This is a genomic window from Pseudomonas sp. UTLPPB19802, from assembly GCF_059730225.1.
Window position 1 is genome coordinate 6,469,639 of sequence record NZ_AP048545.1, and the last position, 23,973, is coordinate 6,493,611.

Annotated in this window: 24 protein-coding genes and 1 pseudogene; 18 read left to right on the plus strand and 7 right to left on the minus strand. The window is 52.4% G+C overall.

Annotated elements, in window-relative coordinates:
• Positions 1 to 97: 97 nt before the first annotated feature.
• From AC6I6U_RS28340 to AC6I6U_RS28370, 7 genes and pseudogenes are all read left to right on the plus strand, one after another.
• Positions 98 to 802, plus strand: a pseudogene (locus AC6I6U_RS28340) (mechanosensitive ion channel domain-containing protein); the annotation flags it as partial.
• A gap of 1,751 nt (positions 803 to 2,553) precedes the next feature.
• A complete protein-coding gene (locus tag AC6I6U_RS28345; protein ID WP_497879283.1) occupies positions 2,554 to 3,900 on the plus strand; it encodes a site-specific integrase in 1,347 nt (448 codons plus the stop codon).
• A 1-nt stretch (position 3,901) separates the two neighbouring features.
• Positions 3,902 to 5,794: a hypothetical protein gene (locus AC6I6U_RS28350; RefSeq protein WP_497879284.1), complete on the plus strand. Its 1,893-nt coding sequence runs from the start codon at positions 3,902 to 3,904 to the stop codon at positions 5,792 to 5,794.
• Entirely contained in the window at positions 5,791 to 7,839 is a 2,049-nt protein-coding gene (locus AC6I6U_RS28355) for a hypothetical protein (protein WP_497879285.1), read from the plus strand. The genes AC6I6U_RS28350 and AC6I6U_RS28355 overlap by 4 nt, the downstream gene beginning before the upstream one ends.
• 9 nt (positions 7,840 to 7,848) lie before the next feature.
• Positions 7,849 to 8,277, plus strand: a complete 429-nt coding sequence (locus AC6I6U_RS28360) for a hypothetical protein (RefSeq protein WP_497879286.1) — start codon at positions 7,849 to 7,851, stop codon at positions 8,275 to 8,277.
• A gap of 27 nt (positions 8,278 to 8,304) precedes the next feature.
• Positions 8,305 to 8,505, plus strand: a complete 201-nt coding sequence (locus AC6I6U_RS28365; RefSeq protein WP_497879287.1) for a hypothetical protein — start codon at positions 8,305 to 8,307, stop codon at positions 8,503 to 8,505.
• Between the two features lie 59 nt (positions 8,506 to 8,564).
• Positions 8,565 to 9,077, plus strand: a complete 513-nt coding sequence (locus tag AC6I6U_RS28370) for a hypothetical protein (protein WP_497879288.1) — start codon at positions 8,565 to 8,567, stop codon at positions 9,075 to 9,077.
• Between the two features lie 290 nt (positions 9,078 to 9,367).
• Here AC6I6U_RS28370 and AC6I6U_RS28375 read toward each other — a convergent pair whose 3' ends face one another.
• A complete protein-coding gene (locus tag AC6I6U_RS28375) occupies positions 9,368 to 9,706 on the minus strand; it encodes a hypothetical protein (RefSeq protein WP_304546625.1) in 339 nt (112 codons plus the stop codon).
• Positions 9,707 to 9,885: 179 nt separating this feature from the next.
• Here AC6I6U_RS28375 and AC6I6U_RS28380 point away from each other — a divergent pair, with 179 nt between their 5' ends.
• Entirely contained in the window at positions 9,886 to 10,596 is a 711-nt protein-coding gene (locus AC6I6U_RS28380) for a hypothetical protein (RefSeq protein ID WP_497879289.1), read from the plus strand.
• A 159-nt stretch (positions 10,597 to 10,755) separates the two neighbouring features.
• On the plus strand, positions 10,756 to 11,676 hold the full coding sequence (locus AC6I6U_RS28385) for a hypothetical protein (RefSeq protein ID WP_497879290.1): 921 nt from the start codon (positions 10,756 to 10,758) through the stop codon (positions 11,674 to 11,676).
• Positions 11,677 to 12,261: 585 nt separating this feature from the next.
• Here AC6I6U_RS28385 and AC6I6U_RS28390 read toward each other — a convergent pair.
• Positions 12,262 to 12,480, minus strand: a complete 219-nt coding sequence (locus AC6I6U_RS28390) for a hypothetical protein (RefSeq protein ID WP_497879291.1) — start codon at positions 12,478 to 12,480, stop codon at positions 12,262 to 12,264.
• 427 nt (positions 12,481 to 12,907) lie between these two features.
• Between AC6I6U_RS28390 and AC6I6U_RS28395 the strand changes: the two genes are divergently transcribed.
• From AC6I6U_RS28395 to AC6I6U_RS28425, 7 genes are all read left to right on the plus strand, one after another.
• Complete coding sequence (locus AC6I6U_RS28395) at positions 12,908 to 13,291, plus strand: hypothetical protein (RefSeq protein WP_497879292.1); 384 nt, start codon at positions 12,908 to 12,910, stop codon at positions 13,289 to 13,291.
• Complete coding sequence (locus AC6I6U_RS28400) at positions 13,292 to 13,459, plus strand: hypothetical protein (RefSeq protein ID WP_497879293.1); 168 nt, start codon at positions 13,292 to 13,294, stop codon at positions 13,457 to 13,459. It abuts the gene before it with no gap.
• Positions 13,460 to 13,534: 75 nt separating this feature from the next.
• Positions 13,535 to 13,858: a DUF7693 family protein gene (locus AC6I6U_RS28405; protein WP_497879294.1), complete on the plus strand. Its 324-nt coding sequence runs from the start codon at positions 13,535 to 13,537 to the stop codon at positions 13,856 to 13,858.
• Between the two features lie 354 nt (positions 13,859 to 14,212).
• Positions 14,213 to 15,223, plus strand: a complete 1,011-nt coding sequence (locus AC6I6U_RS28410) for a metallophosphoesterase (RefSeq protein WP_497879295.1) — start codon at positions 14,213 to 14,215, stop codon at positions 15,221 to 15,223.
• A gap of 74 nt (positions 15,224 to 15,297) precedes the next feature.
• The gene (locus AC6I6U_RS28415) at positions 15,298 to 15,489 is read left to right on the plus strand and encodes a hypothetical protein (RefSeq protein WP_497879296.1); all 192 of its coding nucleotides are present in this window, start codon (positions 15,298 to 15,300) and stop codon (positions 15,487 to 15,489) included.
• Entirely contained in the window at positions 15,486 to 16,295 is an 810-nt protein-coding gene (locus tag AC6I6U_RS28420; protein WP_497879297.1) for a DUF5677 domain-containing protein, read from the plus strand. Before AC6I6U_RS28415 ends, AC6I6U_RS28420 begins: the two co-directional genes overlap by 4 nt.
• Positions 16,296 to 16,397: 102 nt before the next feature.
• Positions 16,398 to 17,216 carry an abortive infection family protein gene (locus AC6I6U_RS28425; protein WP_497879298.1) on the plus strand — a complete coding sequence of 273 codons (819 nt, stop codon included), beginning with the start codon at positions 16,398 to 16,400 and terminating at the stop codon, positions 17,214 to 17,216.
• Here AC6I6U_RS28425 and AC6I6U_RS28430 read toward each other — a convergent pair.
• A protein-coding gene (locus tag AC6I6U_RS28430; RefSeq protein WP_497878044.1) for an IS3 family transposase occupies positions 17,147 to 18,315 on the minus strand; the annotation gives its coding sequence in 2 pieces (ribosomal slippage) (positions 17,147 to 18,054 and positions 18,054 to 18,315; 1,170 coding nt in all). The genes AC6I6U_RS28425 and AC6I6U_RS28430 overlap by 70 nt on opposite strands.
• A gap of 64 nt (positions 18,316 to 18,379) precedes the next feature.
• Between AC6I6U_RS28430 and AC6I6U_RS28435 the strand changes: the two genes are divergently transcribed.
• Positions 18,380 to 18,541 (plus strand): hypothetical protein, encoded by a 162-nt coding sequence (locus tag AC6I6U_RS28435; RefSeq protein WP_497883122.1) that lies wholly within the window; start codon positions 18,380 to 18,382, stop codon positions 18,539 to 18,541.
• A gap of 342 nt (positions 18,542 to 18,883) precedes the next feature.
• Here the strand turns inward: AC6I6U_RS28435 and AC6I6U_RS28440 are convergent, their stop codons facing one another.
• The 3 genes from AC6I6U_RS28440 to AC6I6U_RS28450 all read right to left on the minus strand — a co-directional run bounded on the left by AC6I6U_RS28440 (position 18,884) and on the right by AC6I6U_RS28450 (position 22,085).
• Positions 18,884 to 19,093: a hypothetical protein gene (locus AC6I6U_RS28440; RefSeq protein ID WP_497879299.1), complete on the minus strand. Its 210-nt coding sequence runs from the start codon at positions 19,091 to 19,093 to the stop codon at positions 18,884 to 18,886.
• 30 nt (positions 19,094 to 19,123) lie between these two features.
• Entirely contained in the window at positions 19,124 to 19,312 is a 189-nt protein-coding gene (locus tag AC6I6U_RS28445) for a hypothetical protein (protein ID WP_497879300.1), read from the minus strand.
• A gap of 190 nt (positions 19,313 to 19,502) precedes the next feature.
• A complete protein-coding gene (locus tag AC6I6U_RS28450; protein WP_497879301.1) occupies positions 19,503 to 22,085 on the minus strand; it encodes a UvrD-helicase domain-containing protein in 2,583 nt (860 codons plus the stop codon).
• Between the two features lie 274 nt (positions 22,086 to 22,359).
• Here AC6I6U_RS28450 and AC6I6U_RS28455 point away from each other — a divergent pair, with 274 nt between their 5' ends.
• Complete coding sequence (locus AC6I6U_RS28455) at positions 22,360 to 22,797, plus strand: hypothetical protein (protein WP_497879302.1); 438 nt, start codon at positions 22,360 to 22,362, stop codon at positions 22,795 to 22,797.
• A gap of 29 nt (positions 22,798 to 22,826) precedes the next feature.
• Here AC6I6U_RS28455 and AC6I6U_RS28460 read toward each other — a convergent pair whose 3' ends face one another.
• On the minus strand, positions 22,827 to 23,942 hold the full coding sequence (locus AC6I6U_RS28460) for a GIY-YIG nuclease family protein (RefSeq protein WP_497879303.1): 1,116 nt from the start codon (positions 23,940 to 23,942) through the stop codon (positions 22,827 to 22,829).
• Positions 23,943 to 23,973: the final 31 nt, after the last annotated feature.

A 23,973-nucleotide genomic window follows, 5' to 3' on the forward strand; every position in this document is an offset into this window, starting at 1 on the left:
CGTTTTTGTGAACAGGCGTGTCTTCAACGGTCATCTTCACCCGCTTAAATGCTCTAATCCCTCTCGGCCATTTCCTGCAGAAGAATCTTCATCCCCCATGGATATCAAAAAGCTCTGGATCGGCGCCCAGGACCTCTGGGGCGCCCTCGACCAACATCCGCTGCTGCACACCGGGCTGGCCCTGGCGCTGCTGCTGATCGTCGCCTTGCTGCTCGGACGAGTCGCGCGCTACCTGATCCTGCACGCCACCCGGCTACTCGGGCGGCAACCGGCGATGCACTGGCTCAACGACCTGCGCCAGAACAAGGTGTTCCACCGCCTGGCGCAGATGACCCCATCGCTGGTGATCCAGTTCGGCCTCTACCTGGTGCCGAACCTGGGCAAGACCGGCCTGCTGTTCCTCGGCAACCTGGCGCTGGCGGTGACCATCCTGTTCCAGATGCTGGTGCTGAGCGCCCTGCTCAACGCCCTGCTGGACATCTACGCGCGCACCGAACACGCCCGCACCCGCTCGATCAAGGGCTATGTGCAACTGGCGAAGATGGTGCTGTTCGTACTCGGCGCGATCGTCATCGTCGCCACCCTGATCGACCGTTCGCCGCTGTTGCTGCTGTCCGGCCTGGGTGCCATGTCGGCGGTGATCCTGCTGGTCTACAAGGACACCCTGCTGTCGTTCGTCGCCAGCGTGCAACTGACCAGCAACGACATGCTGCGGGTCGGCGACTGGATCGAGATGCCCCAGGTCGGCGCCGATGGCGACGTGGTGGACATCACCCTGCACACGGTCAAGGTGCAGAACTACGCGTGAGGTGAAGGCTACTTCGACGTATCGTGAGCTCCTGGCAATACCGACAGCAAAAAGCCTCCTCATAAGGAATGCAGGCGAGGCGGCCTGAGCCCTCCCCTCCTTCCTCAAGCCTTGCAGCGCGGCACTCCCCCTTCCTTCAGAACCGGCCTCGCTCCAGCTCTCTTCCTAAGCAAGATGAGAGAGAAACCAAAGTGATTCTCTGGACAGCAACAACCGTGGGTGGGGACATTGCAGCGGGCGTGGTGATCCCATCGCAGGTCGTCCATTCCTGAGCACGCGAGACCCCACGAACACATCTATCCAACCCTCCGCTCAACACACCTTGGTGATGACTGACGGGGACTGGTGAGAGCGAGTGGGTGACGTATGCCCGGTGCCTGCACACATTCAACCTCATCATCTGCAGTGACGTATCGGCTGGTCACTTCCAGCGGCCAAGGTCAGGTGATTCTCGGCGCTCGCTTCGCTTATCCATCCACCTAGTTATTGAGTTCCGCCAAGTGCGTCCAGCTCACGGTCATTTGATCGCCGGCTCCATCTTCACGGGTGCCATGTACGTCCACTTATTGATCGACACGAGCGCGAGGTGGGCAGCCGCTCAGCCAGACCAATGAATGTCTGCGACCGCACACCTCGCGCCAAGATCTCTTTACTAACACCTGGCCCTGCCAAGGCAGATGCCGTACTCAAGGTGCAGAGCGCTACATGAAGCCCAGCGCGCCGCAACACCAGAAGGCGCCCACGTAGCCTCAATCAACCCTAGTCCCAAACACTCTTCCGCCGTCACCTCTGGGTCATCATGCACGTCGACAATGGCCAGGTCGGGCTCCCCTTTTCTGGAAGCGCATCGCAAGCCTCCTATGGCATTTCCCCCCCTCTGCGGCCTTCGCTTTTACCAGTGAGCGCTCAGCGCGCCGTGCAGTGGGTTTTATCCATGTGCAGAGCCAGGGGGTCTGAGCTCCACACATCGATACACCCAGAGCCTGAGGGTTCAAGTAGCCCAACAGTCCAACCGTTTATAGGGATAGCTACATGCCCGTCCATCACGAGAGGCCTCAACCCTTCTCCCAGCCCCTAGGCCACAGCTTCTACCTAAAGAGCAGTTCCAGCAGGTGTCGACACCCTCGACCAGGTAGCCCCTGAGCACTCTTGGGCGGTGCCAAACCCACCGAGCGGCCTAAAACACTGATCAAATATTGTCCAGTAGCCGACTATTCACGACCGTCCGTCTTTTTCGTTTCTCCAACATAAAAAGCCATGTCAATTCATCACAAACAAATCCAGAAAAGGCCGCCTGGTCAATTCACGGAAATTATTTTCAAGCAACCCAAAAATGCAAAACCCCGTCTAGCACGCTGCTTCGAAAGAGCACTTGAACGACCAGGATTTCTTTGCAGGCTCAATACAGGGTTAATTGACATATATAAAAGGAGCGCCAAGTCGCACAAAACTCGAGCCATATAAACAATCAACACGCTGAAACGTCAATTCACGACAAATAAAAAAACCAAACCCATCAAGTACGCGCCTTCCAGCCAAGCCGCGCCCTATAAACCACTTAAACATATAACCAAACACAAAAAAACACCCATGACAATATATAACTAATTAAAAATTCACCCTCGAGCATTCGACAAAACCACCGCTTGCAAAACTTTTGACACTCGATATTCTGCCCGCCCACTGAAACGGGGTCGAAACACTGATTCTGACTCTTACCCTGAAGTCCGACTTGCAAGAGCAACATGTACACAACTGTAGAATTGAGAGGACTCACCCCTTTCACCAAAAGCGACAAACTCCCCATAGAAGCGATGGTATCTGTTCCTACAGAACCTCCAGTGGTTTACCCGGTGGCGTACCAAGACGAAGACTACATTCCAGGCATGAAGATCATTCTTCAACCTGATGGAACGCCCTGGGTAGATGGCAACCTCTATCTCTTCTCGCGGGCTAAGCAGTACCCCAAGCTCTCGACGGAAACCTTAGGTGCTGAGGCTGCCCATCTAACCGAGTTCATGAATGTAATGCTCGACCACGATCTTGACCACCTAGATTTTAGGGGCAGAGAATTCGAAAGGCCGACCTATCGATTCAAGGCACATTACAAGTTAGCTGTTGCACGAAGCGAGAAACGCACAGGCGGTGTCAACAATAAGATACGTGCCGTAGTTCGATACTACCGATGGCGAATGAAGTATCGAAACTTCATACCTGCGAAGCCGCCGTGGAAAGAGAAAATAATTCATGTATCACGGCTTGACAGACACGGATTCACAAGAACACGAGAGGTCGTCACCACCGACTTAACCTTTCCCAAAAACAATGATGAGTCAAGCGATTTCATTTATGACGGCGGAAAGCTTCGCCCCCTCCATAAATTTGAGCAAGACGCGGTGATCAAAGCACTTCTCCTCGTGAGTAACATTGAAATGCTACTCCTGTTTATCCTGGCGCTCTTTTCCGGCATGAGGATACAAACGGCACTGACACTCCGAGTCGGCGATGTGATTGAGGCCTCTGCAGATGATACTGGCACGTATCCGATCAGCGCTGGTGAGGATTATCTGGTAGACACAAAGTATGGAAAGAACCAGAGCATCCAAGTTCCAGGCTGGGTGCATCATCGGCTTTTCACCTACCTTCAATCTGACCGCTACCAGAGCCGCAAAGCCCAAGCATTGGAAAGAGATGAATCTGAGCAGTATGTTTTTCTGAGCAAAACTGGAAAGCCACTTTATGTGAGCCACCTCGATAAAGACAAGTACAAGAGCCGTGAGAAAGGTTCAGCAGTACGAAAATTTATCAAAGACACAATTACACCTCTGCTAACGGCAGAGGGTCACAACTTTACATTCAGCTTTCACGATCTAAGGGCTTCATTCGGCATGAATTTGGTAGATGAACGCAGGCACCTCCTCGCCCAAGGCAAAATCGGCTATCTCGAACTGATCGACTACGTTGCTAAGCGCCTGAACCACTCAAACCGCAAAACCACCATGAGTTATTTGGACTACCGGCGGGTTAATGAAATGGTGCATGAGGCAGACAGTGATTATCAGAAGCACATCATGAGCCTAGTGGAGAACTAAAATGGACTACAGGCCTTATTGCGAAATTCGCCTGGACGTCCAGGTCAACCATGCCCAGCTTCTTACTGAGGTTCATGATGAACTGGCAAGAAACCCAATCGAATCGATTCTCGTGCGATTCAACCATCGTCACGCCTTTGACTTTGGGGCTATCTGCTTTGGCGAGCGTTCTGGCGCAAGAGCAAGGAGGGAGGTCAATGTAAGGACTCACCTCCCGAAACGGCTAGCGAGAGTGAAAAACCTGGCGAGTCACATCATGACTATGAGCCTCACCACGGCAGCTCTTAGCTCAGGTTACTCCGCAGTTGCGGACTGGGTGCTCATGGTCAAATGGTGCGAAGCAAACGGATTCGAGGATTTTCTCGATGATTCAGAATCATACCATAAAGCATTGCTTGCGTTCAGTGAGCATCTAAACACCGACAACAGGGCATACGTCACGCGCAGGCGAATGCAAACTGTATGCAGGACATGCGGTGAGAAAATGTTTCCGGATGAAAGTTTCCTCTTCTCACGGCTACCTTTGATTGTACGCCCTGAGGGCAAAGCCAAGAAGGTAATAGAGCCGCCTAGTCGAGACGCGGTCAAATACCACCTGCAGACATGTGAACCACTCTTCACTGGACTGACGGACTTCTTGATCAAAGATGAAGTTATGCCATGCAAACTGAAGGTAAAAGATGGCTACGCATGGATATTACCGGACGATCAGTATCCGCTCATAACCGACAAAATACTTGCTAAAGGTGGCGAGAAGACTGCTGGGTCTGTTTACTTTGACTACAGCCAGGCCCGTCTGAGAACATTTCAAGATTTTCGAAGCCGCTCCAACTCAAAACATTTTACATACTACTACCGTGCGAAAGAACAATATGAATCCAGACTCAAACTCGCCAATTCCTCCAGGGACGCCAAGTACCGAGCATCACTTGCGAGGATTGCTCACGATAGCTTTGTTTCCATGTTCGTCGCAGCAACAGCCATCAATGAATCACCCCTGCGCGAAATCCCTTGGGATCCAGACTTCGAAATCGCCAACACGGAAGAGATTGGGGTCAGATCTATCAAGTTTCGAGCCAACAACAAGGAAGTCATTGTTCGAGTTAAGGCTAGCTTTATTAAGCACTTTCGTAAATACATAACCCTTAGGGATCACCTGTGCCAAGGGTCTAACCACTCATATCTTTTTATAGGGTTTGATGGCAACACCCTGTCGAACTACAGAATTCTCGACACAAATATTCTTAGGCGACTCCACAACCGCATTAGTAGATTGATCGACCCAGATGTCCCGTGCCTAAGCTATCAAAGCTTCAGAAACTACAAGGACAATTATGTGGCAAAAAACCATGGCCACGAAGCTTCTCGAATTCTGCTTGGGCACAGTGAGCAGACGCAAAGGGCCAGTTACTTAAAGGCCAACGAGCAAAGTGCCGTCGATCAGATTGGAAAATTCCATGCGGTAGTCAACGAGTTCTTTGGAAACCCACACCCATGTGCTACGCCAGTTGGTGGTTGCATGAGTGAAGGTTCGCCACTGAAAAGTGAGAGCTCGAGTATCACTGCCGCACCGGACTGCAAGAGCGAAGTCGGTTGTTTGAATTGCGTTCACCACAAGGTTCACGCGAACCGCGAGGACGCCTGGAAACTGCTCAGCTTAGAATTTGTAACCAAAGAAATGATTCACTCAAGCGCTAGCCTTGATCACTTTAATTTGATCCATGGGCCGACTTTAGACCAGATCCAAGGGCTTTTAAATGAAATGCTGACCGTCAATCCATCGCTCAGCGAAACCCTCAAGGAACTGCGGGCCGAAGTCTATGAAAAGAACACTTTGACCGACTACTGGCAGCGACACCTAGAACGACTCGTCCGATTAAAGGTAATTCCATGAACAAGACCTCAAGCAGCACCAAGACCTACTCTCACGACATTGACAGCCTTGTCGACGACACCGACAGCCTTGCAGAACGTGTTGGTATTCGTCCTGGTTCCGGAATTCTCCAGCATGATGAGCAGCGCAAGCCAACTGTCAGTGTGGCTTATGTCGGAATGAATTTGGACAACTTGAGTAGCATCTGCATTATCAGCCACAGTCGTACCGGACTGGCAATCCTGCTGGAAGACATGTATTGGGATTTCCCGCAGCTTGGACTTGTGCCAACAGATTCGACTTCATTCAATTTTGAACGTTACAGGACAGGCGGCAAATTTAACGCTGCCAACATCCTAACCTCACAAATTATTCTGGCGACGAATATCTTCTCGCCTAGTCGTCGAGGAACGGCGTTAAGGGTCTCAACGATTAACATGGCCTTTAACGCGCTTAACTTCCTTACTAAACGTGCTGACGAAAAGAACATCACAATCCAAGAGCTGATTTCTTCGCCTAAACATATGGATTTCGCAGATGGTATCACAGGCAACAATGCGTCTAGCCTCGGAACAATGATTGCCGACTACCTTAAGCTGACCTGCAATGCGCTCAAGTTGAATCCGCACAAGCTTTTTTTCCAAGTTCTGCGCAAGCGACAAAGCGAGAGGTATAACAGTGAAAAACAAACCCCTGTTATTCCAAGCCGAATTCTTCATGCCCGCTACCATCACTATAACAATGTCGTTCTTGATTTCATCAACCATGGCGACATGATCAAAGCGCTTTCGCATAAATTGGCGGAGGATCCTCTATATGGCCGAGGCTCTAGTAAGGTTTACAGGCTTGAGATGGAGCCCGGCCATCGGCCTGCAGACGAAATCAAGCGACCGGATTTTTCACAAGCCGTTAGCGATCACAATCTTGATGATTTCTGTGAAAAATACAACATCCGGCAAGCTCCTAGCCTGGCACGGCAACTCGCACTGGCTCAACACAGCGCGAAATGCTTGGTGCATATCTATACGCTCGTAAGAGATCACGAAGCAAAGCTTCTTGAGGACGAGTGCATTCAGGAAGCTGAGGGCTGGAACTCAAAAGGTGTGTACCTGATGGGCATTTCAACCAAACTTACAGGAACGGCAAAAGATACGGCTTGGATTGCCAATGAGCTAATCCACGAGCCTATTAAGTGCCTTCAGGCCATTAAGTCGATCATTGCGCCTTATGTACCTGCAGGTACGAATGGCGGTGACTGCCTGCTTCTGACTCCAAGCTTCTTGCCGTTCAGTAAGAACGATCCTGGCGATACAGTCATCATCAGAGATTTTACCCGGCAAGAGAAATACCTGACTCCGATTATTATTGAAGAATCTGACATCCTTGAACTGGAAGCTATTGACCCGCTCGCAGATTGGCGCTCGGATCCGAAATACAAAGTAGGTAAACCATGGAAAATTGCATCCCACCAATTCCGTAGGACTATGGCCGTCTTTGGTGCTCAAAGCCAGGTACTGGATATTCCTGAACTCAAAAGGCTTCTTACCCACCTGACCGAGTCCATGAGTATTTATTATCAACGTGGCTGCTCTGCGGGTGGGTACAACATGAAGCTACGAAGCCCTGAGCTTGATAAAGAACTCCAAAACGCCGCGAATGACGCTCAGTGGATCTCGTACCTCAACGATGTTCTGTATTCGACCGAAAAGCTGCATGGTGGCCATGGCGAGCGTGTATCAACCATGAGCAAAGCGAATGATCCTGACAGGATTATCTACCGGCAGACCGCCGAGGAGACAATGAAAAAGGCTAAGAATGGCCTGATTTCCTACCAGCGTACTCCCCTGGGCGGATGCGCCAGTAGTAAACCTTGCAACGAACGAGCCCATGGCAATTTCACGAACTGTTTCGGGTGCGCAAGCTCAGTGCTCAAGGTGAGCAATGTGAAATCGGTCATTGAGCTTGCCCAGATCGATCTCATGGATCTGGATCCGAAATCGTTCGAATACCGGATGGAGCAACGCAACATCCAGGACTACGAAACCATCCTTAGCCACCTGAACTAACTTATACCTATGAATAGCAATATCAAAGGCGTAGGCCTGCAAGAACTCTTCGACGCCCTACTCCGTCTGGCTAACAACAATCCGGTGCGAGTGAAAAAGGACACCAAGATTTCTCTCCGAACCGTCGCTCTCGAAGCAGGTAAGGATCAGAGCCTTATCAGGAAGGATCGAGATATCTATAAGCGTCTGATCGCTGACATCGAACAATACGCCGCCGTTCAGAAGGAGAAGAGTGCCAAAAAGAACGGTCAGGTCGGCGAACTCAAAGCGCGTATCGCTCATCTCCGTAGTGAAGTCGAACGTGTTGAGGGCCTGTGGAAAGCGGCCCTGGCCCGCGAACTGTTCCTTCTGGAACAGGTTGATGATTATGAGCAACGCTGGAAGAAGTACACGAACGTTGTTGATTTCGTGCCGAACGGCTCGCCTGTGAGCCACTAAACCCTGCCCTATTAATGGAGAAACAACATGAAAGACCTCAAGACACTCATTATCACGCCTGTAGATATCTTGAAGAAACGACACTTTTCCCACGACACGCAGAAAATGACTGAATATTATTTAAAAGCCACGATAGGTGGATGTGGCCGCGACTCTAGGATACGCAAAGAGTTCTTTCCGGAGCTGCCTGAGTGCCTGCCCTGCAAGAACGCCCTCTTGAAAAAGTAACTGCTATCACCACTTTCCTAACCAGGGGTCTTTGGCCCCTGACTAACAGAGTCCTGGCCGTGAGACTAACAGCGCTATTTGATCGAATTTACAGCTGGCTATTTCCAGATAAGCGATCCGAGTGGGAGCGAAAACGAGAGCGAGCATTCATCGAGGCCGTCAACAAACTGGAAAACTACTATGTGACTGACCGGGGTGGCCTTTCGATGGATCCTGAGGCGGTCATCGATTACGTCATTGCTCGTCGCCAGGAGCTCAGTCACTTGGATGATCCAAAGCATCGTGATGAGCCTTGTATGAATACCTCGGGCCTCAAAGCCGGGTCATTTTTAAAGGTCATCTCATGGCGACGTCTGAGCGATCAAGCTGCTATGCGGTATGTCTGCCTGCAGGCGCTTGATGGTCGTGGGTATTGCGTGGCATCAGCTCGCTACTTCTCTGCTGAGGATTCGCCACAACAGGACGAACAGCGCCGGGTTGCTCGCAGGTTGATGGGTGTGGCCAGCGAACTGCCTCTGGAGTGGCATCCTAGCCTTGAGGCGGCGATTGAATCTCACGAACGAGCGATTTGAGGCGAAAGACTCGGGCGCGCCCGCTGGGCCGGCTGGCGTGAACCGAGCCCAGGCTGAAGCCCGGTCTCGTCCCTACGGGCTGCCATCCTCGCGCCTCCGACCATCCATGGTCTGCGCGCTCCGCTTGCTCGTTGAGCGCTTTACGAGGTGTCGAGGAAATTATCGTTAAATCTTGAAGTACCAAGTTCTCGCGCCTACCTAATCTCCAAAAACCTACGTTATGCTTTAGCGTGCAGATCTGAACTTTGGATATGGGAAAGCCGGTGACTTACGTCACCGGACATCACTGGTTACTTCGCATCATACGTTTCGACGTGCAGAACCTTGTACGCCCCATCAACCTTTTTAACTTGCCGAGCTATAACGCTATCATTCCCAAGTTGCGCCACGTAATAGATTTCGTTTAGCTTCAGCTTTTGCGCTGCACTATGGAAAGTATTTGCCAAGTAGTCTCTGATCGTTTTGAAATTCGCTGCCGAGCCATGATCATAATCTGAATAGGTGAGCGTCCATACGGTGTCGACATGCTTTGTCTTCTGCCAATTTTTCCCTTTCAAAATCTCATAAAGGTCATCACGTTGCTTGTGTGAAGCATCGTTAAGATCCAGGGACAGCAATACTCTGATCATTTTCCAGCTTCCTTTCATTGCTTGATTTGGCTAACCCTGAGGTAGAGTGCGTTCCTTTACTGGGGGCCAGGTGGTGGCTTTTCAATGGCTTCGAGCTATCATGCCTGCGCACGTTCGTGTTCTGCGGCTATCCAGTGCCCAGTTGCGACTGGTGCCACCATGCCAAGGAGAGGGAATTCATGACCTGCATTCTGGTCGCGCATCTAGGCGATGAGGTCATCATCGCGGCTGACAAACGTGTCACTCAGATCACCGAGCAGGGCCTAAGAATCCCTTGTGGTGACAATGAAGAGAAGATCGTCAGAACAGAGATTGGCATCATCACGGGCGCCGGCACGTTGGCGATGCTTGATCCTGTGAAATCACTTGTTGGAGAACACGGCTTCGGCAGTCCTGATGAGGTATTAGGTCTGATCCTTCAAATCCGCGCCGCGTTTACACGGGCTCATGCGGATAGCCCTCGCTTAGCAGCCGACCTCGCCGAGACGTCATGGATGTTCACCTACCCAACTCTGGTGAATGATCAACCAGTTACTCGTTTCGTCTACTTCCACCAGCATCACAGCTCCGAATCCCTATGCGACCTAACCGAGGGGAGAGTGATGTGTTTCCCTGGAGGTTTAGCTCCGGAGCAAGCAGAGGCATTACAGGCCAAGCTCCAGGCTGTGGTTACGCTAACCCTTGAGTCAGTTCCAATCAACCAAGTCAGGCAGTCGGTGGTTTCGTGCATGCTCACGCTGATGAGTGAGGCTGCAGACATCAGCACATCTGTCTCAAGCGCGTGCGACATTGCACTGGTTGAAGGTAGGCATGTAGATATCGCCCTAGGCGTGTCGGCGAGTGATGAAATTCTGGAGTTTATTCCGATGCATCACCTGGCAGCTCAGTGAGCCAACTCAGCCAAAGCAATTGCCCGATCAACTCCAAAGAATCAGAGCACATTTCGGCAGTGACTGCCAGGTGATATCTTAAACCTCAGAAGAATGGACACCCGAACTTCCCTGACCCAACTTCAGCTTCAGATCACACAAGCCATAAGGAAAATTTGCTTGAACGACCTCACCAATCAACGGGCATATGAAGACCTTTTTCAAATTGAAAGAATGCCTACTTCGTGCCTGCTTTGCCAGACAGGCGAACTAGAAAAACTTGGACATGTTATCCCCAAATTCGTAATGCGCTGGCTGAAAGAAGCAAGCAAATTCAAAAGCTTTTACTTCAACAATGACCAAACGGTATTCGACACCCCCGCCTTTAGGATGATGTGTAACACCTGTGAGGCTAAATTCTCTACGCTAGAAAAATACTTCACGGACAACATTTTCAAGAAATACTATCGAAAAAAATCGCCTAACCCTATTCAAGACGACGTTTACAATTTCGCAATCTCTATCGCATGGCGCTTGATCGTGTTCTCTGAGCGCCTTAAAAGCACTCAACCTCAACAACAGGCTTTCGAGTCAACCTACTCTCTTTCAGAAAAGTTGATGCGAGACTACTTAAATGGAAAAATAAAAAGCTGCGAACACTCGGTTTACGCGCTCCCTATTGAACACCTAACCAAAAGCATTCCTGAAGACCAAATAAACGAGGATGCTCTAAGATACTCAATCAAACAGGGATTAAAAGCCCACCCACTCAAAGATGAAAGATACAATATAAGATTATCAATACAACGAGTCCCCACTATCCACTTTAAACTTGGTTGCTACTACTTCTTTATTTTCCCAGACAACTACTTCGCCGGAGCCGAATTCACAATAACCTCAACTAAAGCTTCCAACTCGAAGCAACTACACTTACTTGACTACACTCCTGACCTACTGGGCTTCATGGACTGGCTCATGGATGGTCGCCTTTTCGAAGTTAACATCAAGGATCTTCCCCCCACGAGCTACACTCATAGGAATGCTCAAACTCTATTGGATCTCACATTTGGTAGCAAAAGAGGACAGCGCCCCCCTGAATGAGCTGTATAGATTTTCATGATCTCGGGGGTAATCCTTTGTTTCGCAGCAGGTAACCCCAGCTGGCCTTAAAAGCCGAACGTCGCGAAAAAGCCGCCACCTGATGCGTCCCTGCTTGATAGCCATTCATACCGGCGCCTCCGGATCCTTGCTTGATTGCCTCTTTTTTGGTTAGGGATATGTCTGACATTACGCAGCCTATCCCCCTCAAAGACTAATTGCGTCATATGCGTCTGTGCCGCTCTACATGGGCCATTTCCTTTTCCCACTCGCGCACAAATTTCTCCCAGTCTCGGTAGTAGGCGCCGTCGATGAACCTTGTTGAGCCACGACTAGCACAGTGGAATCGCTCTCTCCACGGCTGAGGGATGTCCATATCACGCACCATCAAGGTTCCGTCTGGCCTTTCGGTGGACGGTACCGTTGGGATGGGGCTGCGTTGTTCGTGTAGTTCGATGTCATCGAGTATGACTAGGGCGTCAGTGGCTCGAGGATCACCAGGTGCGAGGTCTGCGAGCGCCCATAGGGCTTTCCGCCGTGCGGTTTCGCGAAGGTGCAGGTCGTCATGACTGGCCATCCCGTGGATCCCTACTCGGGCTTGCCACCGAGCCCACCCTCGCCGGCAAGCATCCGCTCGACAAACTCAATTGACATCTCCAGTTCACCCTGGGCTTCTTGGAAGACCGGTTCGAGCGATGGGTGCTCACCCGAAGCACGGAGCTTTGCAATCAGCTCCAGGAGTTCTCGGCCCTGGCTCATCGGCATTTGAATGCTGCAGTACACGGTGTCATTGGCGTCTCTGCTCATGGGTTCTCCAAGAATTAGTCGAGGTCGGGCGCGCCCTGGCGGGTCGGCTGTCGTAAACCGAGCCGCTCGCCTTGGTGGCGGCGTCTCGGCCCTGCGGGCTTCCATCCTCGCGCCTGCGCGCTCCGCTTGCCGACGAAGCCCTCACGCCAAGTCACTGACTCTCTCACTCTCCAGCCAATGCCATCGAGATCTGGTCTCTACACAATCTTCAGTACGGCATTTTCTATGCCTAGGGATATCGAAAAAATGTTAAACCTCACAATTATCAACACCCCCACCAATATTGTCTAGCGCAACTAAGGGTATGCTAACTGCATACCCTGAAGTTCCCTCGACAGCGACATAAACGCTTGATAGCCTTCATTAAGGTTACTCACCAGTTGCAATCTTTCGGCCCCTCAAAGTTCCCACTCAGCACACCAAGAATATGGACACACCGCCCGAGATCACCCTCGCAGAGTTCAGAGAACGCTATCCGCTGCTGTTCTCTGACCCATCTGTGGATGACATCTACTGCAGCCGTGGATGGCGTGACCTTCTGTTTACGCTATGCGACACGCTTCAAGCCCACCTGGATCGGCACCCCGACGTTTCGCAGGTAGTGGTGGCACAGGTGAAGTCGAAGTTTGGCGAGCTGCATTTCTTCTATGACGGTGGCGATAGCTACTGCATGGGTGCTGTTGCCCTTGCCGAACAGATATCGCTGAAGACCTGCGAGCGGTGTGGCGCGCCTGGCAAACAAATCGGCGGCGTGTGGGTGAGTACGCTCTGCCCTATGCACGATGGCAGCACCCAGGCAGGAGAAAGCTAAGTGCCCACCATCATCAGTCTCAGCCAAGCGCGGAGACGCTTTCGACGTCTCGCCGCGCTCGCAATCAAAGGGAACTCATTCATCATCACCAGGCATGGAAAACCCTACCTGCTGATGGACGCACCTGAGCAATGGAACAACCCTAACCCTGAAAATCACAGGGCATGAGAACATTTGTACTCCTCTGTAAAACAACTTTACCAAGCGCACCACGGCCCAGAGCTGTGATCGAGGACGAGAGACATGAGCGAGGGCAGTGTGAACTCACTCACGGCACGTGAGGTTTCTCAGGTTCTGCGAGAGGCGGTGTTCGGTCGAAGCCAGATGCGAAAGACCGGGCTCCAGAGATGGGACGAGATGTTCGTCGGCCTTTTCGTGATCGACATCGAAGGTTGGCGCATCACCGTTTTCAATGACTGTGATGAGCTGGACTACTGCGAGCGCTGCGAAAGCCCGGATGGGCGGGTTTGGTGTTTCGACCCTGGTGATCGATACGGGACAGATCCGATTGCCCTGCTCAGCACCTGGGAGCACGGAACGCTTCAGGGCCTGCTGAGATCGCTTTGAGAGTGGCCATGCCGTGCGCGAGCAGCCGCTTTCCACGGAAGGATCGCCTCCCTGTTTGAAATACCTGCAGCAGATCATGCGCTCTCTCTGGAGACTGTGATTCGCCCCCTACCGAATGCATCCGGTGCTTCCAATTTCGGTCGCGTGCGTTTCCAGCACCTTCTGCTAGTCCTGCCACAACTTTGCCAAATCAGCGCTACTTATAGTGTCCCCGTTTGGGAACATTAAGCTCTAAAAACACGTTAATGATCCCATTCGGGGACATTACATGATGCGCTACCAACACCTCTTGCCATCCGGTGTCAGGTAAAATATCGGGGGCTTTTAGACTGATTTTTGGAGCGCCTGCAGCTCATGCCTCATCTGCTCAAACTTGCCCAGAACCTGGTCGGTCGTGACTTCGTCGTAGGCGATATTCACTTCAAAACCATAGAGCTTCACAAGGGCCTCAAGGCGCTTGGATTCGACCAGTCGGTCGACCGCCTGATTGCCGTTGGTGACCTCATTGACCGTGGCCCAGGTATGTTCGATGGGCTGAAGCTCTTGGGCGAGCCCTGGTTCTTCACGGTCAGGGGCAATCACGAGCAGATGCTCATCGATGCCTATAGCGAAAAACCCGCTCTCCCATACTCTGCCCATGGTTCGCGATGGTGGCTGACGATAGACGACGGCTCGAAGCCCATGATCATCGAAAAGCTGGAAAGCTTGCCGCTGGCTATCGAGCTGGAAACAGCACAAGGCCTGGTCGGCGTAGTGCACGCGGATGTGCCTTTAGGGCTGAGCTGGGGTGACTTCACCAATAGCCTTGATAACCCACAGCTTCAAGACGTTGCCCTGTGGGGCCGCGAGCGGATCAAAAAACATCACCGTGACGGTGTGCCTGGCGTGTGGCGTGTTTGCGTTGGCCACACGTGGATCCCTCATGCTTTGCGACTCGGCAACGTCCTTGCTCTGGATGTAACTGGCGGAGGTGATGGCTCCCTGGCGATTTACTCGGTTCAGGAAGACACCATCTATATCGACGGAGAGCCAGCCAATCTCGACCAGGCTGCTCGCCTCGATGACGACATGAGCGAGCTCGAGCAATCCCTTTCCTCGCTCAAGACCCTGGTACATGCAAATAAGCTTATAGAGTCGCAGATCACCAGCCGCGAGGCTGAAACCAAGGCAAAACAGATCAGGTCAGTCTGGTTGAACATGGCGGACGAAATTGCTGGCATGCAGCAACTGATGAACGCTCTACATGGGTTGAGCATTCTGACCGGGGAGCGTCGCTCGGCAAAACAGGAAGAGCTGCAGGCTCGGTACGCCGGCACGCCAACCGGTGATTTACTCCGCCGCCTGTTCGGCTCCGAGATTGAGTGAGTCAGAATGCCAGGAATGCTCACACTAACGTTCAGCCTTGGCTTCCTAACCATCTTCAGAACAGGCGGTAAGTGATGCCCCACAACGACGATCAGGGTACAGCCATTGACTCATACGAGCGCAAGCAGGGCCGCACCCGCCCAGAATTCCTGAATCAAGACACTCTTGATCGTGTTGCCCATGACCATGCGAAAGAGCTTATTGACCTGGGCGCAAAATCCAACATTTCTCCTCACCCGCCAAAACTTCAGGGCCTGATTCCATGAGCAAAGCAGAAGAGACAAACGGCAATTTTAGAACTCACGGCTTCATAAACAACGATATACAACAGACCATCGATTTCGTCACAAGTCAAAATAAAGAATGGTTTGCCCTACTCAGAGATATCAATCAACTGTTACAAAAGATAGTTTTTTCAGGATTCGAAAAGCATCATGGCAGAACCATGGATGTTAAAGTCCTGACAATGTTTTCCGCACTGAGATCACTAAGCAACTTTCAATCGGCAATTATGAATTTAGAAAGAGGCATGGTGGTGGAAGCAAGGATTATGGCAAGGTGTCTTTATGAGAATTCCTTCTGCATCGGTGCCTTAGTAGACAATCCTGACAAATTCATCCCCCTCCTCAGGCACGACAACATAGCGGCAAAACGAGGGCAAGCTGTAGCCTTGAAATCGGGCAGCTACTCCTTAACGGTTGATGTAGAAGCCGCGATGAATGAGCGAATATCTGGAGACAAAGGACGACACCTTAACTGGAAAGACATCGCCGAAATGTCTTCACTTGCTAATAAATACCTTATGTACAAGCATCTTTCAGATGACGCCATGCACTACTCAGCTTCCTCTCTAAAGCGCTATATCGTCTCCGACAAGGAAACCAACACTTGGAGCGGTTATAGTTTTGGCCCTGGCACACAAGATGAGGTTTTCAGGGCCGCAAACTTTTGCGCATCTCCCACCCTTGCAATTATTGTGGGATTTCTGGAGGCAACAGATGATCAAACATATGATGAAGAGGTAAGCCACTTGCTAGACAGACTTTCCACGATCACCTCAAAGGCTGAGTAAACCCGGCAGGCCGTAGAAATTTTGGCTGTTACATACAACAGTGCGGCAAAACCAATCCTTCTGCGGTAAAAACATCATAATAAATGATTATCCGAGCTCCCAATGACCACTAGAAAAGAAATCCTCGCCAAATTGGCCAACAAAGTAAGAGAGTCTCGCAGTGAGATACGAGCGGGTCTGGAAGCAGTCGAGAAAGAATTACGGGAAGCGGTGGGGGAGCTGAGCCTCTACGCCGTAGGTGAGAACGTCAACCTAGGCTACATCGACGAGGACGACTGGGAGTATGGCTGCTTTGCTTTCGATGGTCAGCATCTTCGAATTTTAACCTCATCAACTGTGGACGATATGATGAACCATGGTACGCCCTACGAAGGGCATATGACCTGGAACAACATCGACGAACTAAGTGATGAAAAGCTCACTAAACTTGCGTCCCCTGCTGCAATTGATTCCATCTGGAGTGCCGTTGAACAGCGTCTAACCCAGCTTTTGGGCGAAGCCACGAGCTCGGCACAATTGCTTTCTGAATTCTCTAACAGTCAAAGCGAGGGCGTTCACGACGACTTAACTAAATTTATAGACGGCAACTATTTAGAAAAACAATGGGCTAAAGCTCGAATCGCAATTCTAACTGACCCCACTGATTCGATATCCCATAGTAACACATTTGTGGAATCGGTGTGCCGTCACTATCTCGACACAAGAGGACTGCCACTCCCTTCAGAGCTAGTGATAACTAAGCTGATAGGGCTCGTAGTTAGTGATTTCCCTGCACTCAAGCTTCCTGATGGCACTGATTACAGCAACGACATCAAGTCACTTTTCGGCGGGGTGAAGTCAATATGTAGTGGTCAACAATTCCCGGACACAGAATTGAGTTTTTCTTCCGCCACCGCCGGCGGTACGAAACCGTTGTGCTGATGCGGCCTTATCCAGTTGTACCGCTGCATGAGGTAGCGGCCGATGTCCTGCTCGGCCAACGCGGTCGTCATGTAACCCACCGTCGGCACCCACTCCGTTTTCAGGCTACGAAACAGCCGCTCCATGGGGGCATTGTCGTAACAATTTCCTCGTCGGCTCATGCTTTGGGTCATCCGATAGCGCCAGAGCCGCTGGCGAAAACTACGGCTGCCATATTGACTGCCTTGGTCGCTGTGAAACAGGACACCCCGTGGTCTGCCACGCATCTCGTAAGCCCTGTCGAGCGCCTTGATGACCAGTTCGGCATCAGGCTTGGCCGACATCGCCCAGCCCACCACTCTGCGGCTGAACAAGTCCAATACAACGGCCAGGTAATTCCATCGACCCTGTGCCCAGATATAGGTGATGTCACCGCACCAGACCGTGTTCGGCGCTGCCACGGTGAACTGCCGATCAAGGACATTGGGAATGTCGGGGCGCTCAACCGTGGCCTTCTTGTAGGCATGAGAACCAGGCTGTTTGCTGATCAAACCCTGCTCCTTCATCAATCTTCTGACTTTGAAACGCCCGACCTCGACGCCTTCATCCCGGAGCATGGCAACGAGACTGCGGCTACCCGCTGAGCTACGGCTTTGACTGAACAGCTCGTTGACGCGGCTGCGCAGGCTCACTCGGCGCACATCGATACGACGGCGCCGGGCCAGATGGGCGTAGTAACAAGATCGGGGCAGTTCGAAGACCGAACACAACAGTTGAACAGGGTAGTGTCTTGCCAACTGCCGAATCGACTTCAACGTCTGCGCCCGTGTTCCTCGGCCATCAAGAGCGCAGTGGCCTCCTTTAAGATTTTCTTCTCAAGCTCCAGCCGGTTGATGCGGGCCTGAAGCTCCTGGATCGTCTGCTGCTCCGGCGTGAGCGCCTTGGCAGTGGGGGTAATGCCGCCGCGCTCCAGTTGCAACTGGGCGACCCAGCGACGCAACAAGCTCTCACCCACGTCGAGGGATCTGGCGGCCTCGGGGCAACTGTAGCCTTGATCGAGCACCAGGCTGGCAGCCTCACGCTTGAAGGCGGGGGTGAAAGTACGTCGTTGTCTGCTCATCGAACACCTCTGTATGGCGATCATTCTCGCCTAAAAAGGTGTCCGGGGTTAGTAGACCACTACAATAGCACAGGGTATTGGTGTCTTACGCACACATGCTAGCAGTGCACATGGAGGTGATAAGGTTGCCTACCAGGCAGAAGCTCGTCTTGCTAACAACCTGGGCGGGTCGATAGCAATTTATATACTTGAGAAACTAAAAACCCACATGAAACAAACTAGGTGAAGACGTTTGGTAAATCGGACGGTGTTCAATTGAGCGGTGTGGCGGTGGCTTTATCAAAAGCACACTGCCATTGGACTCATCTGCATGACCGAGGCTCCACCTACGACCACAGAGCCGAGAAGGTGGGTCGATAAGAAGCCCGCTGATGCATACGAACTTAAGCGAAATCGCAAGCGGCCAGCATTCTTAAGACAAGAGACCCTGGATCGCATCCAAGTGACCACGCAAATGAGCTCCGAGCGCTTGTTTCGAATCAGGACAACGGTTGAGCCGGTGCTTACCCACCCCCGGGGTTGCCTACCGGGAGGAAACCACCTCTGCCTTCCGGGCTGGCCGCTCCCGCTAATGGCTTATAGGAGCTAGCCCACCGAGCGCTCCAAGCTGATAGTCCGTCACGGCTTGAAACCCATTCTCGGCGATCAAGCGCAGGCGCTCAAGCTCTGGCCCGGAGACGCCATCTGCTTGGGCCTGGTGATACTGTTTAAGCGCCTCAACTGCTTCGGTGTACATCGGGTGATCGGGAAGCAGGACATTGCTGAGATCCTTCTTCATCGCGGTTACTCCACTGATTATGGTGGTCGGTCAGTGCACCGAGTCACCCAAAGTGCCGTCTTTGTAAAGCTGGTAATCAATGACCGTCTGGAAGAGGTGATCGGCCTCCATGCGGAGGCGCTCAACCTCCGCTGCCGGTCGGCTTTGTTCCACTGCAGCCTGGTAGGCATGGTTCGCTTCGAGCGCCTGCTGGAGCAGCGGCTCACCCGCCTCTGCCATGCCAAGTATTGTTCTCTTCACAAGAAGCCCTCACGGATTTTACTCATCCATGGCGTTAGGCCAGCCTTTCGATAGCCACACCAAGTCAGACCGTAACCGGAGGCCTGCTGCTCATTTCAGCATGCTTCCGGCTCTCTTATGGTATCTGCCGTCATCAGTGCAAGCTTGCACCTGGCTCCGGCGCCTACTACTACCGCCTGTGATCGCTAAAGAACGCTTGGTCTTTGTCGATTTTCGCGGAAGCTCTGGGGAAACCTTTGCTAGCTGGCTTGGGTGGATCGAGGAACCAGTAGCAATTGACCTTAGCCCGAGTGATAGCCACATATGCTAGCCGCATTACCTCTTCGCCCTGCGCAAAATCATAGGCCCTGGCCTCGCCTTTCATGACCAAACCTGCCGAGGCGTAAGCCTGGTTTCGCCAGTTCGATGACGATAGTTGCTCGCAGTCACCTACAAGGAACACAGCATCTGCTTCAAGACCCTTCGAACCGTGATACGTCATCAATCGGATATGATCGGGCTTTTTCTCCCACTTCGCCCGCTGCAGCGTGCCCCTTAGCTTCTTCGATACTTCATCCAGGGTGCTCCTGGATCGCGACAACACCATGACCTCTTCCCCGGCCTGATAGTGTTCGTTGACAAGATCAACCAGGCGCTGATCATCTCGCCGCCACAGCTGCACTGGGATGTTCAAGCCGATCATGTCTGGGTGCCCGGCCAGGCCGTGTTTGTCACCTATGGAGCGCGTGTGTTTCACAATGCTTTCGGCTGCATCGATCACCATTTGCTGTGACCTGAAGTTTTGCTGCATCAGGATTCGCAGAGACGAGGGTGATGGGAAATAGCTCTCGAACTGCTGGAAGAATTTAGGTGAGCTTCCTCGCCATCCGTAGATGCTCTGCCAGTCATCCCCCACGGCCATGAGCGATGGGTAAATAGGGCCTTGGGGCGACCGGTACTCCACTCGTCGCAATCGTAGCTCTGTCAGCACGCCCCGTAGCCAGCTGATTGTGTTAGCCCCGCAATCCTGGAATTCGTCAACAAGCGTGACCATCTGGGATTTCAAAACGCTTTCGGGGAGCTTGCTGAGGTTTTCTTCAGCATGTTCGCTGTACATGGCGAACATCTTGTTGAAGGTGAAGATTCTTGGGCTTTGATCGGCCAGGAAGTCCTCGAACGCTGGCCAGAACAGCCCCAGAGCCTCGAAGAACTTCCCGTCCATATCCCTCTTCGTGAAGCTCATCCCTTTGATGGCTTCAGCTACATCCAGCCCCAAGTTCTCAATGAACGATGCTGCACTGTGGAAAGCCTGCATGATGGGGGCAGGTTTGATATCTCCATCAGTTTGGTAGCCAAATTTGGGAACCTCAGAGACCTGTCCCCTGAGGGTTTCCAGCGAGCACATGGCCTCCTCGTAATTTGTGAAGTACAAGACCCGCTGCGAGTAGAACAGCCTAAAGAACAGCCGCCTCATGTTCATGGCGAGTGATAGCTTGGTTTTACCGTTCTCCACCGTCACAGTGTCTGGCTCACTTCGGTCGACACCCAGCACCACTAAGGCCTGTAAGTCTTCTGCGTAACCATTCGCGTAGAAGGTTTCACCCTTCAACTTGATCGGTACGAGATCAGTCGTCACGCCAGGCATTGGCCAGTGCCCAGCCTTGCGCCAAAGTGTCTCAACGGCTTCGCAGGTTTCACGATCACGTCGAGAGCATTTTTTAATCACTGCTATACGCTTGGCGTGCTCAGGATCCTCAGGATTGAGGGGCTCCCCGATGTAGGTGGAATATTTCACCAACTCAATGATCAGGTTGCGGAATTTCTCGTTGCTCTCGAACAGACTCTGGTAGCAGCGATTCATCAGATCTAGCTGCCTGACGTTCAGCCGAACATCCAGTACGTTCTCAGGCTCTTCGTCCTCGGCAGTAGCGTCTTTGCTGAGGAATTCAAAGGCCTTGGAGCCTTGGAGACTCGGCGACCAAGCGAAGAAATCTAGAATACGAGAGTGGAAGGTTCGGACAAACGTCTTGCCTTTTTTCTCGTCCATGGGGATTTCCCACAGTTTGAAAACCTTGATGACCTTGGAAATGAAATCAAAGCGAGAGTCACGGGTGAAGGTCACGACAGTGATCAAATCCTCAGGCACATTCAGGTAGTGTCGGAGAACAAGCAACCTGAGCACCATTGTGGTGGACTTGCCACTGCCGGCGCCGGCCACAATGTAGGTCGATGGATGTCGAGACAGGATCATTTGCCACTGGGGCTCAGTTGGCTGTTGGTAGTCCGGGAGCTTTGCTCGGATGTCGTCACGTATCCGTTGCTCGAGCTCCGGAGAAATAGGGAAATCGAAGTTCTCAAAGAGATTGATGTCCACGCCAGGTGCGACATCGGTAGAGCGCGCACCGGGGTTCAGATCCAGTACGAGCTTCCCCTCCTCAAAGCCTGCTTCGTGGCCGCTGTCGAACCCCTCTCGCAGACCTACTTCGCGGCCTTCATCGTGCCCCTGCTGGCGACCTTCATGATGGCCTTGTTTGCGGCCTTCCAGGTGACCAAGCTGCTTACCCGCTTCGTGGCCGGTTTTGTATCCAGATGCGTTGCCGGCAGTCCATGAGTTGGCATCATGGGCGTTGATCCATTTCAGCAACCACTGCGCAAAACCGTGAACCTTTTTTTGCCATGATCCAGCGTCTGGCACCAATTGCTCATGCGATTGGTCGTGTTTCGCCCCGTCCTGAAGGGATGCTTTGCTACCTGACTCGTGTAGAGAACTCACTTAGTTCCAGCCTTTCTACGATTTCCTATCACCCAGGCGAGTCATCGCCTGCCGCTCTGAATTCATACACCAGCGGTAATCAATGACGACCTTTTGGTTTGTCACTGCTCAACCGTGAGACCGCTGGAGATAAAGCACAATGGGGAGGAAGGTAGCACGGTGCCATACGCTTCTGGCAGGAAAAAGGCTCTAGCTAGCCTGTGGAGGCACGATTCACGCTAGCGCTGGACACATGGCGGCAGCCAATATCACTCATGAGACAGGAATCACCAGCATGAAGCTTTACCTCGATTGTGAGTTTACTCAGCTGTCGCCGGCAGCAAAGCTGATTTCGCTTGCCTTAGTTGCTGAGGATGGGCGCGAATTCTACGTCGAATTGCTGGACACTTGGAGGCCTGAAGACTGCAGTGATTTCGTGATTGAGATTGTGCTTCCCCAGCTCTGGAGCGGGGCCTACGCGATGCCCGTAATGGCCGCACGGGACACACTCCTGGCATTCCTTGAGGGGTTTACGCAAATGGTGGAGATTGTCACCGACGCACCGGAAAACGATTGGGAGCTGTTCTGTGAGCTGGCCTACTCAGACAGGCACTGGCCTGGCAATGTGCGGAATTGGCCTACGGATGCGACCACGCTGGACACGGTCAACGATGGTGCTCCCCTCCGCCATCATGCGCTGCGGGATGCGCGGATCATCGCCAGCATGTTCTGAGAGAGGGGCCTCGAGTTCACATCTGGCTCTCACCTCACACGAGCATAGGTCTTACCGGAAATGACGCTGACAATCTGCTGATGACTCGCCCCTGTCCGCTCGGCAATTTCACCTGTATGGAAGTGACCTGCGAGCTCTCGAATCGCAGCAATCTGAGCCACGGACAGTCGATCTGAGCGACTGCAGATCTGAGCGGCAGCCCAAGCCTCGTCCTGCCACCTTTCACCCAGGCTCATCGGAGGGAGGCTCTTCCCCTGTTGGTTGCTCAACCATTCGCCCAGGACACCTTCTCGCTCATCGGGAGAGACGATTTCCCCTTTGCTGACTATCGAGTGCTCTCTGAGATACCTGAGGCCTGCCTTTCCACCTGGGATCATGTTGAGCCGGCGTAGGTCGTCCCAATGCCCTTCAATCAAATACTTTTCGGAGTTGTAGAGCGACTCAAGGTCGTCGGTGATCCCCATCAGTTTATGGTGGACGTAGGTGATCTGACCCGCAGCCCTCTCTTCCCGAAATTTTCGGTGAAACGCCAGATTGCTCCCGTTTTCAACGGCGCGCATGTGTTCCGCCCACCGGGTCTGCCAGCTTCGTTTGGTGATGCCTACGTAGAAGAAACCGTCATCAGGATACGAGTTTCCCATCCCGAAGATGTGCTGGTACAGCGCATAGGCCTTATCGGGCCATTGCTGAGGAGAGAGCAAGTAATGAGCTGGAATGGAGAAGATGGTGCTGGGGGATTTGACGCCCTGAATATGCCCAGTCGGGTGCATCTTCAAGGCCCCGTTGATCAGTGCTTCGTCAGTAACGATGTCCAGCCGGATCCAAGGAACGACGGGAATTTCGTTTTCTGCTAGGGGACGCCCTGAAGCAAATTGATCAGAGCCGACGAATCTGTGGCCGACCTTCATGGGACGTGGGGGAGTGATGAATACCGGGCGATTTCCGAGAGCGACGAAGTGTACGACAGGGATAACGTCGCCTGGCAAAAGTCTAAGCATGTGCCCTGGGAGTCGAGCTACTTTCAGCCAATGTTGGCCATAGGCCGTGGTGCACCAGTTCGATAGCAGCTTTTCGACTTCGCCCAAGCGGCGATGCATCGATTTAGGTGCCAGTTGTTGCCACCAAACGCGGTTCAGCTTGACCATTGAAGACACCACCCACGATGTCTGGATCAGC

What these genes read in the sequence shown, in the direction of transcription:
- AC6I6U_RS28365 (WP_497879287.1), top strand. Translation starts at nt 8,305, where the DNA reads ATGAAAGACCTCAAGACACTCATTATCACGCCTGTAGATATCTTGAAG.
- AC6I6U_RS28405 (WP_497879294.1), top strand. Translation starts at nt 13,535, where the DNA reads ATGAGCGAGGGCAGTGTGAACTCACTCACGGCACGTGAGGTTTCTCAG.
- AC6I6U_RS28390 (WP_497879291.1), bottom strand. Translation starts at nt 12,480, where the DNA reads ATGAGCAGAGACGCCAATGACACCGTGTACTGCAGCATTCAAATGCCG.
- AC6I6U_RS28345 (WP_497879283.1), top strand. Translation starts at nt 2,554, where the DNA reads ATGTACACAACTGTAGAATTGAGAGGACTCACCCCTTTCACCAAAAGC.
- AC6I6U_RS28375 (WP_304546625.1), bottom strand. Translation starts at nt 9,706, where the DNA reads ATGATCAGAGTATTGCTGTCCCTGGATCTTAACGATGCTTCACACAAG.
- AC6I6U_RS28380 (WP_497879289.1), top strand. Translation starts at nt 9,886, where the DNA reads ATGACCTGCATTCTGGTCGCGCATCTAGGCGATGAGGTCATCATCGCG.
- AC6I6U_RS28445 (WP_497879300.1), bottom strand. Translation starts at nt 19,312, where the DNA reads ATGGCAGAGGCGGGTGAGCCGCTGCTCCAGCAGGCGCTCGAAGCGAAC.
- AC6I6U_RS28425 (WP_497879298.1), top strand. Translation starts at nt 16,398, where the DNA reads ATGACCACTAGAAAAGAAATCCTCGCCAAATTGGCCAACAAAGTAAGA.
- AC6I6U_RS28415 (WP_497879296.1), top strand. Translation starts at nt 15,298, where the DNA reads ATGCCCCACAACGACGATCAGGGTACAGCCATTGACTCATACGAGCGC.
- AC6I6U_RS28350 (WP_497879284.1), top strand. Translation starts at nt 3,902, where the DNA reads ATGGACTACAGGCCTTATTGCGAAATTCGCCTGGACGTCCAGGTCAAC.
- AC6I6U_RS28420 (WP_497879297.1), top strand. Translation starts at nt 15,486, where the DNA reads ATGAGCAAAGCAGAAGAGACAAACGGCAATTTTAGAACTCACGGCTTC.
- AC6I6U_RS28410 (WP_497879295.1), top strand. Translation starts at nt 14,213, where the DNA reads ATGCCTCATCTGCTCAAACTTGCCCAGAACCTGGTCGGTCGTGACTTC.
- AC6I6U_RS28355 (WP_497879285.1), top strand. Translation starts at nt 5,791, where the DNA reads ATGAACAAGACCTCAAGCAGCACCAAGACCTACTCTCACGACATTGAC.
- AC6I6U_RS28460 (WP_497879303.1), bottom strand. Translation starts at nt 23,942, where the DNA reads ATGGTCAAGCTGAACCGCGTTTGGTGGCAACAACTGGCACCTAAATCG.
- AC6I6U_RS28440 (WP_497879299.1), bottom strand. Translation starts at nt 19,093, where the DNA reads ATGAAGAAGGATCTCAGCAATGTCCTGCTTCCCGATCACCCGATGTAC.
- AC6I6U_RS28395 (WP_497879292.1), top strand. Translation starts at nt 12,908, where the DNA reads ATGGACACACCGCCCGAGATCACCCTCGCAGAGTTCAGAGAACGCTAT.
- AC6I6U_RS28455 (WP_497879302.1), top strand. Translation starts at nt 22,360, where the DNA reads ATGAAGCTTTACCTCGATTGTGAGTTTACTCAGCTGTCGCCGGCAGCA.
- AC6I6U_RS28360 (WP_497879286.1), top strand. Translation starts at nt 7,849, where the DNA reads ATGAATAGCAATATCAAAGGCGTAGGCCTGCAAGAACTCTTCGACGCC.